Source organism: Leclercia sp. EC_58 (assembly GCF_019584355.1).
Lineage (GTDB): Bacteria > Pseudomonadota > Gammaproteobacteria > Enterobacterales > Enterobacteriaceae > Enterobacter.
The window spans coordinates 850899-868644 of sequence record NZ_VDAM01000001.1; the positions used below are offsets into that span (position 1 = coordinate 850899).

The 17746-nt window shown below is 51.2% G+C and carries 15 protein-coding genes; all 15 read right to left on the reverse strand.

Annotated features, from left to right (window positions below; translation table 11 throughout):
• Positions 1-6: 6 nt before the first annotated feature.
• On the reverse strand, positions 7-1092 hold the full coding sequence (locus FHC51_RS04300; RefSeq protein ID WP_220434961.1) for a fimbrial protein: 1086 nt from the start codon (positions 1090-1092) through the stop codon (positions 7-9).
• Between the two features lie 14 nt (positions 1093-1106).
• Positions 1107-3653 (reverse strand): fimbria/pilus outer membrane usher protein, encoded by a 2547-nt coding sequence (locus FHC51_RS04305; RefSeq protein WP_220434962.1) that lies wholly within the window; start codon positions 3651-3653, stop codon positions 1107-1109.
• A 103-nt stretch (positions 3654-3756) separates the two neighbouring features.
• A complete protein-coding gene (locus FHC51_RS04310; protein ID WP_220434963.1) occupies positions 3757-4431 on the reverse strand; it encodes a molecular chaperone in 675 nt (224 codons plus the stop codon).
• A 77-nt stretch (positions 4432-4508) separates the two neighbouring features.
• Positions 4509-5030: a fimbrial protein gene (locus FHC51_RS04315; protein WP_220434964.1), complete on the reverse strand. Its 522-nt coding sequence runs from the start codon at positions 5028-5030 to the stop codon at positions 4509-4511.
• A 1064-nt stretch (positions 5031-6094) separates the two neighbouring features.
• Entirely contained in the window at positions 6095-6829 is a 735-nt protein-coding gene (locus tag FHC51_RS04320) for an SDR family NAD(P)-dependent oxidoreductase (protein ID WP_220434965.1), read from the reverse strand.
• Positions 6830-6831: 2 nt separating this feature from the next.
• Positions 6832-7080 carry an acyl carrier protein gene (locus FHC51_RS04325; RefSeq protein ID WP_103824732.1) on the reverse strand — a complete coding sequence of 83 codons (249 nt, stop codon included), beginning with the start codon at positions 7078-7080 and terminating at the stop codon, positions 6832-6834.
• A 72-nt stretch (positions 7081-7152) separates the two neighbouring features.
• Positions 7153-7965: a MaoC/PaaZ C-terminal domain-containing protein gene (locus tag FHC51_RS04330; protein ID WP_220434966.1), complete on the reverse strand. Its 813-nt coding sequence runs from the start codon at positions 7963-7965 to the stop codon at positions 7153-7155.
• Positions 7965-9227: a beta-ketoacyl synthase gene (locus FHC51_RS04335; protein ID WP_220436647.1), complete on the reverse strand. Its 1263-nt coding sequence runs from the start codon at positions 9225-9227 to the stop codon at positions 7965-7967. The genes FHC51_RS04330 and FHC51_RS04335 overlap by 1 nt, the downstream gene beginning before the upstream one ends.
• 9 nt (positions 9228-9236) lie before the next feature.
• Positions 9237-10628, reverse strand: a complete 1392-nt coding sequence (locus FHC51_RS04340; RefSeq protein WP_255584745.1) for an efflux transporter outer membrane subunit — start codon at positions 10626-10628, stop codon at positions 9237-9239.
• Positions 10625-12571: an ABC transporter permease gene (locus tag FHC51_RS04345; protein ID WP_220434967.1), complete on the reverse strand. Its 1947-nt coding sequence runs from the start codon at positions 12569-12571 to the stop codon at positions 10625-10627. Before FHC51_RS04345 ends, FHC51_RS04340 begins: the two co-directional genes overlap by 4 nt.
• Positions 12564-13724, reverse strand: a complete 1161-nt coding sequence (locus FHC51_RS04350) for an efflux RND transporter periplasmic adaptor subunit (RefSeq protein WP_220436649.1) — start codon at positions 13722-13724, stop codon at positions 12564-12566. The genes FHC51_RS04345 and FHC51_RS04350 overlap by 8 nt, the downstream gene beginning before the upstream one ends.
• Positions 13725-13750: 26 nt before the next feature.
• Positions 13751-15889 (reverse strand): peptidase domain-containing ABC transporter, encoded by a 2139-nt coding sequence (locus tag FHC51_RS04355; RefSeq protein ID WP_220434968.1) that lies wholly within the window; start codon positions 15887-15889, stop codon positions 13751-13753.
• Positions 15890-15959: 70 nt separating this feature from the next.
• Entirely contained in the window at positions 15960-16907 is a 948-nt protein-coding gene (locus tag FHC51_RS04360; protein WP_220434969.1) for an ABC transporter, read from the reverse strand.
• Between the two features lie 2 nt (positions 16908-16909).
• Positions 16910-17581: a DsbA family protein gene (locus tag FHC51_RS04365; RefSeq protein WP_220434970.1), complete on the reverse strand. Its 672-nt coding sequence runs from the start codon at positions 17579-17581 to the stop codon at positions 16910-16912.
• A gap of 65 nt (positions 17582-17646) precedes the next feature.
• The coding region (locus tag FHC51_RS04370; protein ID WP_000641146.1) for an IS1 family transposase at positions 17647-17746 on the reverse strand (100 nt) is incomplete at its 5' end.

Sequence of the window (17746 nt, forward strand, 5' to 3'; positions counted from 1 at the left end):
CCGGAATTATTGTATTTCAGCACGAATGGTGGCTGTTGCGGTAAAGTCACCCGTTTCAGGCATTTTACCGGTGGTATTAAATGGAAATAAGTTAATCGCCGATGTTGCTATCTGGCTGGTATAATCCATATTTAACGGCAATTCCCCCCCATTCGGATCGAGGTTATTTCCCTTTGGATCGTTAATTCTGACACCCACATCTTTATTGGTTGTCGATAAGGCAGTCGGATCATTCATATCCGGCGTTCCAGAGAAAGAGAGGCTGACCTTCACCCCTTCGGAAATATTGGAGCATTTCACATTCAACTTGAGGTTGTATGGCGTGAAATTTTTAGCCATTTCGCCTTTCGTCGTAATATCGCCAGCCATAATATCGCCGAAAGGCACTTTAATAGTGCCCCCGCCATTAATCACGCATGATTGCGGTACTGTAACTTTTCCGCTCATCCAAACCGTTGACACCGGCTCGCTGGACTGAGTCGTGTTATCAGTAGCGATATAAACATCGGTAACCTTAGTTACCGGAATGATTTGCTCACCCACAAAGGGCCGCCGGAAATAGAGGGAAATATTACCTTTCGAGCCGGTACCATAGAGAAAAGTCTTGCACCGGACCTTTGTGTTTTCATTGCTCTTGGGTCCGAAAGGCGTCGGGAAATTTTTCTCCCTATGTCCTGCGATCCATACCTCGCTGGCCACGGCCAGATAGTCATTAATGGCGTAAAATTTCAGCTCACCGTCAGTATGTACCAGCTCTCTATCAGGTACTTTTGCGGTAATCCAGGCAGGCCCGTATTCTCCGGTACAGTCACAGCTCACGTAGTAGATGCTGCCAAGGTTCCATTGATAGGCACCGTTAATCGTCCTTCCGGCCACGTTCTCGGAAGGATCTTTTAACGTGTAATCCATCAGAAAGTCATAGCGTTGCGTCCCGCTGTCTGATCTGCATGCGGCCGCCTGTACGGAGGTGCTCAGCATCCAACCCGCCAATGCCAGGCCGAATAATGCGCTGCTTTTTTTACCGGCGATACGACGCCATGGAATGTGGCGTGAAGTCTTATCTGTGACAAATGTCATCGTGAGTTCGGTCATGTCCATATCCCGCCTTACCGGCAGTCTCCATTAATAATTTGAATCCCCGCCGTGGCCGATTGCGAAGGTAACGTATAACTCACCCGACAGGTCTGCGCCTCTGCGTTACCCCATTTCGCCATAAGCGTTCCGGCATCGGCCATACCCGACAGATAAACCTGACCGCCATCGCCGACAATGCTGCCATCGTCTTTTGTGCCATCCACCTTGCTCACCGTTGCACCGAAAGGCACCGGTTCGCCATTGGCACGGAGCAGCGTCATTAGCACACGTTGTCCGACACTCGGGTTAAAGTCTGCGCGCACGACGGCACCGCGGGTAGGAATGACTGACGCACTGGTCAGCGTCATATCCACATCTTCAGGCAAGGTTAAGGTATCAAGATAAATCTGGTTACGTCGGTATGCCGTGGCGTAAGGCACCACCGCATAGCCGCGCCAGTCGGTTGTCACACCAGTGTTGTTCGAGATGGTTACACCGTCCGCGCCCGGCGCTTTTACCAGCACCACGGTTTCATTGAGCGGCTGTGAAAGCGTTAAGCCGTTTTCATGCAAGACAATGCCGCCTTGCAAGCCATAATCCAGACGGCGCTGGCTTTTATCGTAACCATAACCCGCGTTAATTTCCCCGTATCCACCTCTGTAATCCGCGCTGGCGTAGCCGTTCGCCCCTTCTCCCTGAGAGGTATAACCCTGGGAGAGGCTGTAACTCAGGTTGTTATCAGCAAGCGCCGTACCGTTGAGACCAACGTTATTTGAGGTAGTACCATTTTTGCTGCTGTTAAGGTTGTAGGTTGCGTAGCTGTTCGGTAGCCACTGACTCAATGGAACACTGACGTTCACGGCCACGATCTGATCGGTATAGTACGTCCGCTTTTTGTGCTGATCCTGACCATTGCGGCTATAGGTGTAGTTGATCCCGTAGGAGATCCCTTTCCAGGAGTTGTTATACCCAACACCAACCGATTCGGTAGAACGGTTGTTATTCCAGTAATCTTCTCTTACCAGATTAAGAGAGAACGCACCGGCCTTGTCCCCCAGGTTTTGACTCAAAACCAGCTCGGCACGGCTTTTCTTATGATCGTTAAACTGACCATTATTTCCGGTGTAGCTATCCAGCGCCTCCTGTAGCGTGTAAAAACCCGCGGTGGAATAGCGGTAGCTGGCAAGGCTGAAGTTGGTGCCGGTTTCAGCGAAACTTTTACCGTAGCGCAGACGGTACGACTGGCCGCTGTCTTTCTCTGCGTGTTCCAGTTTGGTCCATGCCTGCATAACGTCAGCAGAAAGCGCCCCGAAGCGGCCCAGGTTTTGCCCGATCCCCACAGCCAGCGACTGATATTTGCTCGCCGCCTGCATGCCGCCATACAGCGTCGCGCCGAACGGTAATCCGTACATGGCAGTGAGCTGCGAGAATAACGTCTTATCAACGTCGTCGTTATATGAGCGGTACTGACCACTGGTGACGCTATACTTCAGACGGCCTTCACGCTGGAGCACAGGTACGGAAGCAAAAGGTACAATCATTGTTCGCTCGGTACCGTCAGCTTCTTTAATGATCACGTTCAGATCGCCACTGCCCGCCGTCGGATAGAGGTCAGTGATGGCGAACGGGCCAGCTGGTACATAGCTCTGGTAAATGACGTAACCATTCTGGTAAATCGTTACCTGCGCATTGCTGCTTGCAATACCGCGTACCACCGGCGAATAGCCTTTCAGGCTGTCCGGCAGCATGTCTTCATCGGAAGCCAACTGTATACCGCGAAACGGCACGGAATCGAAGATTTCACTGGGTGAGGTACTGTCGCCCAGGGTGAGCTGGCTTCTAAGAATATGAATGTCGCGTTGCAGATAAGTGCTGATAGATTCCCAGCGCTCGTTTCCATCACTGTCGCGGTTCCAGGTCGAATAGTTACGTAGACGCCAGGCCCCCAGATTCGCTCCAGAACGCAAGTTCAGGTAATAGTTATCTGAGTTTCTACTGTCGCCATTCCGCGCCTCGGTATTTGCGCCGCTGAAGCTATAATTTACGAGTAATGCTGGAATGCCCTGATCCCACTTATCCGGAGAAACGTAACCACGAGCCTCGGCATTAAGCGCTATCTGCGGTATGCTCAATTCAAGGCGTTGTTGATCGAATCGAAATTTTGCCGAAGATTGCGCTATCGCACCGGTAAAGTTGGCGCATTCATCTGTGACCTTAATACCGGGGAACATACCAATTTTCACGCCTATTTCCTGCAATAGCTCTCCACTCAAACAGGGATAAAGGCTCTGATTACCGGCAGCGTCAACAACAAGGGTAAATTTAATGTCACGGGTAACTACTTCTGATCCGTTAAGATAGATATCAACACGATAGGTGCCTGGTGCCTGTAAGTCGCCATCTTCGAAAATTGATAAATCCGCTTTTCCCTGGCCAGGATTATCGATTTCGAGTAACGCAGGATTAAAATATTCCGCTGCGTGCGTAAGGGCAGCCCCGCCCATTAAAAATGTTAACAAGCAGGCAAGACGAGTACGTGAAAAATGGTTCGAAGTATGGCTCTTCGTAATTTTATTCATATTATTTTCCCATATACAAACGCAGTCATTTGATAATGAAATTGATGACTAACGTTCTTCACTTCCATGCTCAATCAACGCAGCGACACTCTGGTGATTGAGTTCAAATACCAACAGTGAGAATTTTGCTAGTGCCGCCATAATCGTTAATAAACTGCCAGTTCAGCGAATTTCCTGAAACGTTGCCCGGCAAATCGAAGCTGGCCTCTGATTGCGGCGCAACCATAGTGGCGTTTTTTACTTCAATCCCATTGATATTAACTTTGAAAAAATTAATATAATTTGGGGATGGGTTAGTGACCTTCAACTGATTACCCATTCGTTTCCAGGTCAGGCTTTTGGCGGACTCTTCAAGGGAATTATTAACGCCAGCGGGACGAAAAATGAGCTTAATACGCGTTTTTACTGCAATCTGCAGCGTATTTTCTTGCGATTTATTAGCAGAAGGGATCGATTTAATATTGAGCCAGAACATCGACTCTTTATTCTGTGGCAGATTTCCGCCCGCACGCACGATACGCAAAATGTTTTGCTGATTGCTGTCCAGTCGGAATAAAGGAGGAGTAACAATAAACGGTGCTTTATCAGTTTTTCCTGCGCCATCTACCCATGACTGAATGAGATAGACATTGTTGTCAGGGTTACTGACATTAATGGAACTTTCTTTTTTTGCGCCGTCATAAATTACCCGTGTACCTCCTACCACCACGCCCGCCTGCGCCGTCGTGACTAAGGTCATTAATAATGCAGCCCCCCCTGTAGCGCGCCATCTATTCATGCTATCCCTGCCTGTCTCGAATGTTCAAAAAGACCAGAGGCATACCTTGCCTCCAGTCTGATTTAGATCAGTGAAAATTACTGATATACGATAGTGAACTGAGCAACAGCGTTTGCTTCACCCACAGTGACTTTATCAGACAGGGCGATATAACCTGCGCGGAAGTTCAGGGTGTTAGGACCAGTGCTGGTCAGGCTGTAAACAGATGAGTCGGTGTACAGTGGAACGACTTTATTCTGAGCGTCAGTAATCTGAATACCGACTTCTTTAGCGGTCTTTTCACCTGCGGTCAGCGCCAGAATGCCGTTGTCACCCACTGCCTGCTCACCGTCGAAACGAACAACTGCACCTTTTACAGTATCCGGGCAATTTTTCAGTACCAGCTGGAATCCTTTAGTACCAGAGATATCGCCAGCAGCTTTGAATGCATTGCGGCTAATGTTACCCAGAATCACTGACTGATTCAGAGAATCCGCATCAACAGTACAAGCTGCATCGGTAATAGTACCGGTGAAGTTAACTGCACCATCAGCAGCGATTGCTGAAGTAGCGAAAACGGAGGTAGCCATCAGAGCAACTGCCAGAAGATTTTTTTTCATTAATTTGTCCCTATTAAATATGTTACACGACAACGCTATGTCATTTCCTTTATTTAGTTCCTGAAGTCTCCACCGCAGTAAATAAAACGTTGGATGGGTTCCCCCTAAATCCCAACGATTCATGTCGAACTAAATTGGAGCACAATTTAATGAGATGGTAATTTCATGTCAATACTGATTCCCTTACTCGGCTTTTATTTATGTTTAACTTTCTATTTCAGTACTTTACGCTATAAACCGTTGTTTTTATCCTAATTATCGGGATCGGTTTTTTCTTGTATTCACGAAACTTCTTATAATGACGGGAAATAAACAACAGAAAAATGAATCGCGCTAAAATTTATTACTGCTCATTCCACGATATTTTACGCTGCGGCATAGCGATATATTAGTTTTAAGAGCCAAAAAAGTCACCTTAGTTTAACACCATCTCTTTTAAAGATTTTTTCACACCAGATTCACAACATTTATTTAAAACTTCCAGTATTACGCGTAGGACACAACAAATCTGCATCCTGAACAGTGCGGCACCCTGACTGATTTTTGATGAATCACGTATCGCTTCCCCGAGCAACCTTTACTAAAGCAGACCTGCGCCTTAACATTTGAGGCGCTACATTCACTGTCATCCTGACGGCCTCAAATAAGTTTCTCTGAAGTAATTGAGTTCGCTAATCGATACGGGGAAAGATAATTTATTTAAATGGCGAGCTAATAATTTATATTTTTTATGTATAGAAAACGACATTTGATAAGATACAGCCACACTTAAATCATACTTTAAAAGAATAGCTGTTGTTTTCTCCGGCTGGAACTATGCGTTTACACTATGATTTTATCCTGCTGTCAGTTGTCGGCACCATAGGTTATTTCTTAGATTTTTGGCGTGCTTTTTGTGATGAAAAAGACGCTATTTTTTGGAATAGTGAGAAATATCTCAAATTTATACGATTTCAGACTTATTGATCAGTAAAATAAACCTGACAGGAGACTGCCTTTTACGTGAATAAAAAAACAGGACGCCTTGCGTCCTGTTTGAAGTGAATCGAATGTTGTCATTCTGATCAGGCGGAAAGGCCGCCATCCAGAATAAGGGTTTGCCCGGTCATATAAGTGCTATCGTCGCTCACTAGCCATGCCACCGCCCCAGCGACTTCGTTTACTGTACCGAAGCGTTTCATCGGAATGGTTTTGTGCAGCGCAGTCAGTTTTTCTTTGGGGATATTGGCCAGAATATCGGTGTCGATATAGCCGGGTAACAAACAATTGACCCTGACGTTAAAACGCCCTAACTCCACTGATAGCGTCCGTGCAAGGCCAATCATTGCCGCTTTACTCGCTGCATAGGCACTTTGCCCACTATTGCCCTTCACGCCGGTAACTGACGACATCATGACTATAGAACCGCCACCTTCTATCAACATCGGCTTAAGCAGATGCTGGTTAAAATAGAAGACAGCATTTAAGTTCGTATCCATCACCTTACGCCAGTTATCCGGGTTTTGGTGAATGTGCAATTCATCAAGCGTGATACCGGCATTGTGCACTACGCCGTGGGGCGCACCGTAACGCGTCAGTAAATCAGTGGCGACACGCGCCACAGCCTGCTCATCACTTCCGTCACATTGATAGCTTTCAACCTTACCCGGCAGCGCTGCGCAGGCCTGTTCAACCTCCCGAGCCGCGCTTTCACCCTGATTCCAGGTAAATATCACATTATATTCTTTCGCCAGACGCAGCACCGTAGCACGTCCGATCCCACGGCTTCCGCCGGTGACTAATATCCATTTCCTCTGCATAGTTAAAGACTTTTTTCGCTGAGATACTGACACAGCTCGCGAAGCGTAATGTTAACATTATTTGTGAACAGTTCGGCTTCAATGGTGACGCCAAATTCTTTCTTTGCCAGCACCATAAGTTCCACATAATCCAGGCTATCGAGCTTTAGCTGATACAGAGGCATGTCCGGATCCAGATCTTCCATTTCCATGTCTTTTGCATCGCACAACATCTCACAAACTTTGCTATAAACTTCATCAAAAGGTGTCATGATTTATTCCTTTAATTCAGACTGTTGAATGTTATTTAGGGTTAATTGCTCTTTTTTATCAGCAATCACCTGTCAGCCAGCCAGCGATCCGGTTTTCAATGTTACCGTGACAGACATCAACGGCTCATTGACACGCCACGCCTGAATGCCCGCCACTAAAACCAGTCCAGCATGTTTATTGCCCATTACCAGCGTCGGCAGGATCGCATAATCGATAGCGTCAAAACGCTGACCACTCTCATTTTGCCGTAACAACCGGGGTGAAAAATGCGTGTCATGGTGCGTCTGAACAACCTGCACCAGGCTGAAAACATCGCGCAGGCTATTGGCCTTATGCTCAGGGATAATGCTATGCACCGTCTCGAGCGTTGCCGGTGCATTGACTAACTGGCGGAACAATATCGCATCAAGGAAAATCCACAGCGGAGCAACATGCCCGACATGAGTCAGAAACTGGGTATACAGCACCGCCAGCTCTTCCCCTTCAAGCGTATTCACCTGAGCGGCAGGTGATAACGTCAATGAGTTAGCGCCAGTGATTTTACTACTGATACTGGTCTTCTGTGTCTGAAAATTCACCAAATTTCCGCTCACCTGCATCTGCTCACGACGCACCACTTCTTTTACAGGCAGCTCATAGGGTATTTCACACATCACCGGCTCGCGAAGACGACTGCTGAATACCAGGCCTTCCAGTGACGATGCATGTTTTTCCACGGCAGCACTGAGCGCGGATTTTACATCCAGCAGCGCGCGCATGCCGTGTACGCATAATCCGTCCATCCCCAGACGCTTCGCCTCGCCAACGTCAAAATGAATGGGATTATAGTCACCCGAAAAGGCCGCCCAGCGTTCGGCATGTTCCAGGCTGTAGCTTAGCGACATCATTTCCCCCTGCCGATCACCAGCGCCGCGTTCGCGCCGCCAAACCCGAAGCTGAGGTTGAGGGTTGTGTTCAGCGCTGCCGGGCGATGGGTATTAGGTACATAATCCAGATCGCATGCCGGATCGGGCGTAGCGAGATGACAGGTCGCAGGCATCACCTGATGTTCAAGGGCCTGCAAACAAACGATCGATTCAAAGCTGCCAGCGGCAGCAATAAGATGGCCAGTATAGGATTTCGTACTTGAGCAAGGCGTAGTGTAAGCCGCCTCGCCCAGTGCAATCTTCATCGCCTCGGTTTCATTAAGGTCGTTGAGCGGCGTAGACGTGCCATGGGCGTTGATATAATCCAGATCCCGGGCGGTCACGCCAGCCTGCTTAAGGGCATGGCGGATAGTTTGCACCCGGGCAATTTTGTCTTCGGCCGGCGCAGTAAAATCACTGGCATCGGAGAAATTACCGTACCCGAGAATTTCGCCAAGAATAGTCGCACCACGCGCAATAGCAGATTCACGCTCTTCGAGACACAGCACCGCCGCCCCTTCGCTTAGCACAAAGCCATTACGATGCAGGCTGAACGGACAACAGGCGCGCGTGATCTCTTCCTGCTCGCTGGCCAGCGCGCCAAGCACGTCAATATTCCATACCGCTGAATCAGAACGCAGCGATTCTCCGGCCCCCGCCAGCATCATGTTTGCACGACCATGTCGGATAAGTTCAAACGCATCGCCTATCGCGATGGTCCCCGTCGCGCAGGCTGCTATCGGTGTATTTTGATAGCCACGGAGCCCCCACAGCAGGCTGACTGCCGCCGTGGCCGAGCTGGGCATCGAGAAAAAGCAGCCAAAAGGGGAGCCCACCCCGGTACGCATATAATCTTCGTAATAAACCTGGGTTTCGTCCTGACCTGCCCAGCCGGTGCCCATGATGGCGCCGCAATCGCGCAGATCGTAATAGTGCTCAGGCTTTTCCTCGCCAAACGACATCTGCATGGCCTCTCGCGCAGCGGCCAGCGTAAGCCGTGCATAACGTGGCAAGCGGCGTCGGATGGCGGCAGGCACGCCTTTGAGTGAAGGCTCCTCATCGATCAGGCCATAAAAACGGGATTTGATCCCGGCGGCAGATTTGTCGCAATAACGGTAGCCGAGTTTGTAATCCATGATGGCTGCCCAGCTTTCAGCGGCATTCATCCCCAGCGGTGTTACTGCCCCATAACCCGTAACCACTACCCGACGCGGCGCGTCCATCGTCTGTAAAGTGTCCATTGTCATGGCTTATCCTTGTTTATTCATCGTATTGTCTTCCCCGCCCCCTAGCGCCAACCAGAGTTTCATCGTGGAATACAGGTAGTTGTACTGGTTTGTTACCAGCGCGTTTTCGCTGACCAGCAGCGCATTCTGCGCATCAAGTAACGCCTGATAACTCACCGAACCGTGGTGATACTGGCTTTCCACCAGCACCAGCCGCTGTTGGCTCAGCGCCAAGTCGTTCAATAAATGCTGTTTTTCCTGCTGCCAGGTCAGGCGCTGCGACATGGCGTTATCGATATCCTGCAGCGCACTGTAGGAGGCGTGACGAAACTGAATCGCCGCACTCTGGACATCCAGACCGGACTGGTCGACGGTCAGTTGCACTTTGTTCCACTGGATGAAAGGCAGATCGACCGCTGATCCCAGCGTTCGGGCCGGGTTGCTGAACCATTGCTGAAACACAGCAGCACCGGCATTCAACGAGGCACTGAGCGACAGCGAGGGATAAAAACTCAATCGCGCAACGTCTAAACCCGCCAGCGCGGCACGCAGTTTCAGTTCGGCGGACTGCACGTCCGGCCTTTTGGCGATGGTTTCCAGTGGCAGGCGCTGCGCCACCGGTACACGCTGATGGAGATCCAGCGTCTGACGTTCGGCAGGGTACTGTCCTGGCGGGCGGCTGAGTAGAATCGCCAACGCATTACGGCTTTCATCGCGCTGCTGGAGTAAATCACGCAGACTAATTTCTCGGCTCAACACCGTCTGCTGCGCCTGCAAATAATCGAGCTGGCCCAGATCACCCGCCTTCCAGCGGGAGGTCACCATGCGCAGAGTTTCTCTGGCAATCTCCAGACTCTGCCGGACATTGCCGATCTGCTGATTCAGGCTGGCAATCTGCCAGTAAAGCTGAGACGTTGTGCCAATGAGCGACAGCGCAGTAGCCTGTAAATCCTGCTCCGATGCTTTTGCCAGCCAGTCGGACTGCTCCCGGATACGCGCCAGTTTTCCCCAGAGATCCAGCTCGTATGACGCTGAAAGAGCGTTGCTGTAGCTTTCCGTCGGCGTAGTGTCGTGGTGCAGAGACTTTGTATTACTGGCTATTCCGCCTGCGGTGACGTCAGGCGTCAGATTAAGATCCGATATCCCAGCCGCCAGTCGCGCCTGGCGAAGCTTGATCCCTGCCAGCGCCAGATCGTTATTGCTCTGCAACATGGAAACGATCAGGCGTGACAGCTGCGGATCGCCAAAATTATCCCACCAGTGCGGGGAAAATTTCGCTACGCCCTCGCCAGTATCCTTCACACGCCAGGCGTCAGGTACTGACAGCATGGGTCTTTGATAGTCGCTTTTCAGCGCCTGACCACAGCCAAACAGCGTCAGCGTCATGGCGGCAATGATGAATGGGTTCAGTTTCATTCGCGGGCCAGCGCCTCCGTGGGATGCAGGCGGGCCGCATTGCGCGCCGGGAAAAAGCCAAAGCCAAGCCCGATCAGCGCGGAGAAGCCACAGGCCAAAAGGATGGGCGGCCAGGTGAAAATCATGGTGAATTCCTGCGTAACCAAAGAAAAAATCAGCCCCGCCAGACCCGAGCCGATAATGCCAATCAGGCCGCCGAGGGAACAAATCACCATCGCCTCAATCAGGAACTGACGCATGATGTCCGCAGGCCGGGCACCGACCGAGAGGCGAATGCCAATCTCATGGGTCCTTTCCGTTACCGACACCAGCATAATGTTCATCACCCCGACGCCACCTACCAGCAGAGAAATTCCGGCAATCGCGGTGATCAGCAGGGTCATCGACTCCGACGTTTTACGAATCGTCTTCGTCATCTGATCGTTGGTCATAGTGAAGAAATCCCGCCTGCCGTGCACCGAATCCAGCAGTTGCTCGACATCTCGCTGAGCAGCATCGAGTGGATAATCGTCGGCGATACGCAGGGTAATGGACTGCAACGGCGTATCACCCGACATCCGCTCCAGCAGCGAGGTATAGGGGATCCATGCGCCGAGTTGCTCGCCGAAATATTTCGGCCCTTTTTTCTCCGCTACGCCGATCACCCGGTAAGGCACGCCGGAAAGTTGAATAATTTCGCCCAGCGGATCCTGCCCGCCAGGGAATAGCGTGCTGCGCACGTTCGGATCGATGATGACCACCGGCTCACGTTCATCCAGATCGCGTGCCGTGAAACGGTTCCCATTAACAAAGTTCAGACCCTGCACACGAAAGAAACCGTTACTGACGCCCGACAACGAAACAACAACTTGCTTACCGCCCCGGACCGCCATAGCGGTTTTATTCACTATCGGCGACAGGCTGTCGATGTATGGCTGTTTGCCGAGCAAATCCACATCGTCCAGCGTCAATGCCCGTTCAAAATCGGGCCGCAGTTTGTCCCAGCCGAGACCGGGGCGAATTTCGATCGAGCTGCTACCTAACTGGCTTATCTGACTGAGAATGCTTTGCCGCGCGCCCTCACCGACCGCCATAGAAGAGACAACAGAAGAGATGCCGATAATGATGCCCAGCATGGAAAGAAAAGCGCGGATCCGATGCCCAAGCAGGGAGCGCCATGCCATGCGCACCGCTTCCTTGATGCTCTGCCAGACAGGCGTTCGCCCGGTGGCGGCTATGGCCGGAAGGTCATGGGATGTCACCTTCGGCATAACCGGATTGACCCGGTCAGCCACAATCTGTCCGTCGTGGATTTCGACAATGCGCTGGCACTGTTCGGCGATACGCCGGTCATGGGTGACGATAATAAGCGTATGCCCGGCCTGATGAAGCCCATGCAAAATGGCCATCAGCTCCTGGCCACTGGTACTGTCGAGCGCCCCCGTGGGCTCATCCGCCAGAATCACCGGCGCGCCGTTCATCAGGGCTCGGGCGATACTGACGCGTTGCTGCTGTCCGCCGGAGAGCTGTGCAGGCCGGTAATTCATGCGTTCACTAAGTCCCAGGCGAGTCAACAGATACTCAGCCCGTGTCCGACGTTCAGGGGCAGGCATATCAGTATACAGTGCCGGAATGGTGACGTTTTCGATGGCCGTCAGATAGGGCATCAGGTGATAGCGCTGAAAGATAAAGCCCAGATACTGGCTGCGCAGCTCTGCGAGTTGTTCGCTGCTGGCCACCTGCGCAGGGATATCCATAATGCGCATTTCGCCTTCCGACGGTTTATCCAGACAGCCAATGATATTCATCAGCGTGGATTTCCCGGAACCCGATGCACCGATAATGGCGACCATCTCCCCCGCCTCAACGCGCAGGGAGATATCCTTCAGCACAGTTACCGCAGCGCTGCCCGAGCCAAAATGGCGGGAGATATGTGAAAGTTCGATAACCGGCGCGTTAGCCATGCGCAGCTCCGGTCTCATTTTGCACAATTACAACGCGCTCGCCTTCGCTCAGCCCCTCTTTCACCTCAACGAACTGACGGTCGTTGATGCCCACTCGCACCTGCCGCAGTTCGAGCTTATCGCCCTTCATTACCTGCACCTGATAGCGATCTTTCCCCTGCGGCTGACCCAGTGCCATCAGCGGCAGGCGCAGCACATTTTTAACCTGATCGGTGATGATGAACACCTGTGCCGTCATGGAGGTACGTAGCAGATGGTCGGGGTTCGGTACGCTGAATACGCCATCGTAATAGACGGCGGAGGCTTGTTGCCCCTGGGGACGGGCACTGTCATCCTGTAAAGCGTCACTCGGCGCATCCTGAAGCGTGCCCATCACACTTTGGTATCGACGCTTAGGATCGGCCACAACGGAAAACCACAGCGGCTGGCCGGGACGGACTTTCAGAATGTCTGTTTCTGAAATACGCGTGTGTACCGTCATGGTATCAACGTCAGCCAGCACCAGAATGGTCGGCGCGGTCTGCGAGGAGACAACGGTCTGTCCTTCCCGGGTAACGATACCCAACACCTGTCCGTCCACCGGCGCCATAATTTGCGTATAGCCCAGATTGGCTTTTGCCGTTTCCAGCGCCATCCACGCCTGTACGATCTGCGCTTCATTGACTAACAACTGCGCCTTCTGCGTATCGAACCTGGCCTGCGCCTCCTCGAGATTGCTCTTCGTGCCGGATCCGTCGCGATCCATCCGCAACTGGCGCTTAAGCTCAAGATCATACTGTTTGAGCGTGACCTGGGCGGCCTCTTTCTGGGCGATGGCAATATCCAGCGCCGCCTCAGATTTACGCAGCTCGCTTTGTTGCAACGCCGGGTCAATTTCAGCCAGCAGTTGACCTTTAGTGACGCGATCGCCGGCACGAACGTGCAGTTTTTTTAACTGACCATTGACCTGCGCACCGACATTCACCTGTACAGAAGGTTTGAGGATGCCAGTCGCCAGGACGGTCTTCTGAATATCACCGCGTTCAATTACCTGCGTAGCGATCGGCACCTCGGTCCCGGACCACATACGTTGCACAGCCAGCACACCGACAATCACCAGCGCCACGGCCAACACGCCCAGGGCATAAAAGGTCTTGCGGTTTCTGCTCGCCATAGCGAGTAGTCGTTTGATCGCAACTTTCACACCAGCTCTCCTTCAGGGAGAATGGTGGACACAGAGGTGTTTCCCACCGCTTCTATATGGCCTTTTCTCATTGCACAGAGGCGGTCGAACAGGTGTAGCGTCGTTTCACTGTGCGTTACGACGATCAGCGTTTTTTCATATTCACGGCAATGATCGATAAGGGTTTGCATCACCTGGTGAGCGGTCTGTTCGTCAAGATTGGCGGTCGGCTCATCCAGCACCATCACCGGCCGATCGCTGTACATTGCACGGGCCAGCATCAGACGCTGACGTTGCCCAAGCGACAGTGCAGGATGGCTCTCGCGAATAAGGGCGTTCTGTTTTCCCGGGAGACGATCAATCACGTCGGTCAGGTTCAGCCCGTGCAGGGATTTATTGATGCGCGCCTGTTTTTTGGCATCGTACTCGCGATCAAACAGCGTGATGTTCTGCAATACGCTGGTATTGAAAAGGATATCTTCCTGGCTTTGCAGGAAGAACAGTTTCTGCGCCTGACGACTGTTTACCGGCTGCCCGTCGGCGAGGATCTCCCCGGACTGAGGTTCAATAAGCCCGGTAATGACTTTGAGCAACGTACTTTTTCCCGCGCCAGACTCGCCGATAATCGCCAGTGATTCACCCCGACGCAGCACTATCGACACATTATCGAGCACCGGTTTGCCCGGATCGTACGCATACTGCAGCTCACGATAGTGAAGCTGATGATTAAACGCCACCAGCGGCAGTAGTGCGTCGTGACGCTCTTCTTTCACCTTTGGGAACAGATCGGCGGCACGGGTATCGATCACGTGCAGTTGGTTTTTGCGCAGAACAGAGAAGAAAATCTGGGTGATATAGGCGGTAAAAATCTGGCGCACAAAGCTATAGGCAAAAAACTCACCCAGCGAGATGCTGTTATTTTTCAGCAGCGGCAACGCCAGCAGCATAAAAAAGACCATCTCAAGACTGCCAATCAGCTGATACAGGCTGCCCTTTACCTGCTCATATATTTTCTGTTTCTGCCGACAGTCAAACAGGGAGATAACATAATTCGCGAATGCAGCCTGACGCTGGCTGGTCAAGCCAGCCGATTTCAGCGTCGCAAATCCCTGAATGGTCTCCAGCAGAAAATCGCTTTGCTCCGCGCTCTTCACCTGCATCTGTTGCGTAAAATAGCGGTCCCGGAAAATAGCCCAAACGCTGACCAGCCCCATCAGCGTTACGCCAGCGGCAGAAATGGCGGCCAACAGTGGGCTGATGTAGCACATGACCCCCAGCGCAATGACTCCCACCACCCAGTCTATTCGCAGGCCGTTATCCAGCTCGATTTTTTGGGCTGCCGCCATTTGCCAGTTGGAGAAGCGGCTGAAGATTTCCCCTGGGCTGCGTTTTTCGAAGAAGGCGAGTGAGTTCGTCAGAAGATGGGCAAAACCGCTGACGCTCTGCATCACCACAAAGCGTTTGATAAACCGCTCGGTCACGCTGCGCACAAAGAAAGCCAGCAGAGTTGAGACGACAAAGGCCAGCAGGTAATAGAAATATGGAAATTCAGTTCTACCGCCAGAGGAGAAAACGTTGTTAATAGCAGAGCTGACCATTACCGGCATGATAAACAAGGTCAGTGAAATCAAAAACGCCAGCAGCATCAGTCGATAAATGCCGGGGATCGCCGCAGTCTGTTTTAAACTCATGCACTCCAGAGCACGAAAGCGTCGCGTGCGTTTGTGTTTTTCTACCGACGGTGCGGCACTTTCCGCTTCCTGGTCAAGAACCAGGGCATAACCGCTGATTTCAGATTTCAGCGCGGCGATGGGTAAAAGCTGCTCGCCAATCGCCGGATTCATCACGCAAACATAACTTCCCTGGCGGTAGGCCAGCAGCACATAGTGGCTCGCACCGTAATGCAAAATGGCAGGTAACGGGAGTTCTGCGAGTTCATTCAAATCGAAGGCGACCGGATAAACGGGGATCGCCAGTTCGGTCAGGATATCGCACATAGTTGAGAGCGCGGTGCCGTGGGCAGACGCCGGAAAGCGCTCGCGTAACTCATCAAGAGGCGCATCGACGCCCTGTGTTTCCGCCAGCATGGAAACACAGGCCAGCGCGCATTCGTTTGTTTCTGCCTGATAAACCATTTCGGGAATGATATGTTCCATAATTGACACCTTTGAACGTCCTGTTCTCATCTGTAATATCACTAGCGCCGCGCTGTAAACTTATTCACTTTCAACCATTAATGAAGAATAAAGAGTGTGAATGCCATAGCATCCAGTCGGTGGAATACTCGCGAATACTCTGTTCAATAATTCCCGGCATTTCATCTTTCAATTTTTTTGCCGGAACCGGATCATGAATGCGAATTTTCAATCCGTTATCGTAATAAAGATGATAAAAAACCACTTTCGCTGACATCATTCTTGCCAGCCGGATAATGCCGCTGTGTAACGTAGCCGGGCGGTCGAACAACCGGCATTTTAATTTCCCGGCTTTGTCTTTACTGGCAAATTGCGTAAAGTCAGGCGTAATATCGGGGAATAAAATAATATTCCGCTGGTTACTCGCAGCATCCATTACCGAGGTCATCAGCGTTCCCGCAATGTTTTTATTATCCTCGTGTATAGAACAATACGTAAGATCCAGGCCACCCATTTGCCGTTCGGCTGCGGAATAGACATCGGCACTGCGTGACGTAATCACCGTCGCCTTGCCAGGGTACACCGTACCGCCGATCATGGTGCTGAGTATGTCCGAGACCATATGTAATGGGGCGAGGATCACCGACTGGCCTGCGCGCTGCAACGGTTCGACGACAGCATTGAGTTGTGCCGTACAGGCTGCAAGCTCCTGCAAGGCCCAGCGATTTTGCCCGTAAGTGACGGCCTGGACCAGTAGCTCACGCCGCTGCGTCAGCCAGATATAGTCAAATGCCTTGTTATCATGAAGCAGGCACTGACGGTTAGATTGCGCGACAACGGCCCGCAATTTTACATCTCGCCGCGTCAGCCCCAGGAAGCGGCTTACATGCGAGAAAGCGAAGATGACGCGATAGTGCATGCGCCGGAATAATAAGCAATGTGCCCTGTAGCTGATCAGCACGAGCTTATATAATGCCAGCTGATATTTGACGGCGAGGTTTTTCCACACCAGCGCACACCACAGGGCAAAAAATTTCATTATTACTCCGCCGCGCGATTGGTTTCTAATAGCGTGATTAATTTGTTCGCGAAAGATGAGAAATCACCTTCCTGAAGCGCGACCCATTTTTTATTAACAATAAATGACGGCGTTGCATTGATATTATAATGCTGAGTAACGCGAACCATATAATCCATACGCGCTTTTACTTCAGCGGACTGGCTGACAGTATTATATTTATCCACGTTAATATTATTCTTTTCCAGCCATGCAGTGCGTTGCGCTGGATCGCCTAAATCAACCTTATCCTTGATCACCGCCTGATAGGCGCTTTCACGGTGCGCTTCTTCGAGCCCCATCACCTGTAGGGTGGCGAACACCGGCGCAAAGCGCGCTAGCCCACCTTGCTTATCGAGATTGAAATGAAGACGTACCAGTTTCTTACCTGCGGGCAGGCGTTTTTCCAACTCAGACACATTTTTTTCATTTACCGCACAGAAATGGCAACCATATGAAAAAATTTCAATAATATCCTCTCCGTCAGCGATTGGGCTTTTCGCTACTTTATCAGCTGACAGCGAGACCAATGCTTGCTGTCCGCTATTATCGGCGTTATTGAATACGAAATAATGGAACCAGGCAGTCGTAATCAACGATGAAATGACGGCGATAAAAATGGTGTAAGCCAGAATAAGAAGAATTCTTTTTTTCATGGGAGGCTTTTCATCCTGAAAATAAAAGTAGGAGAAGCTCTAAGGGGGCGGGTAATGACTCCAACTTACTGATAGTGTTTTATGTTCAGATAATGCCCGATGACCTTGTCATGCAGCTCCACCGATTTTGAGAACGACAGTGACTTCCGTCCCAGCCTTGCCAGA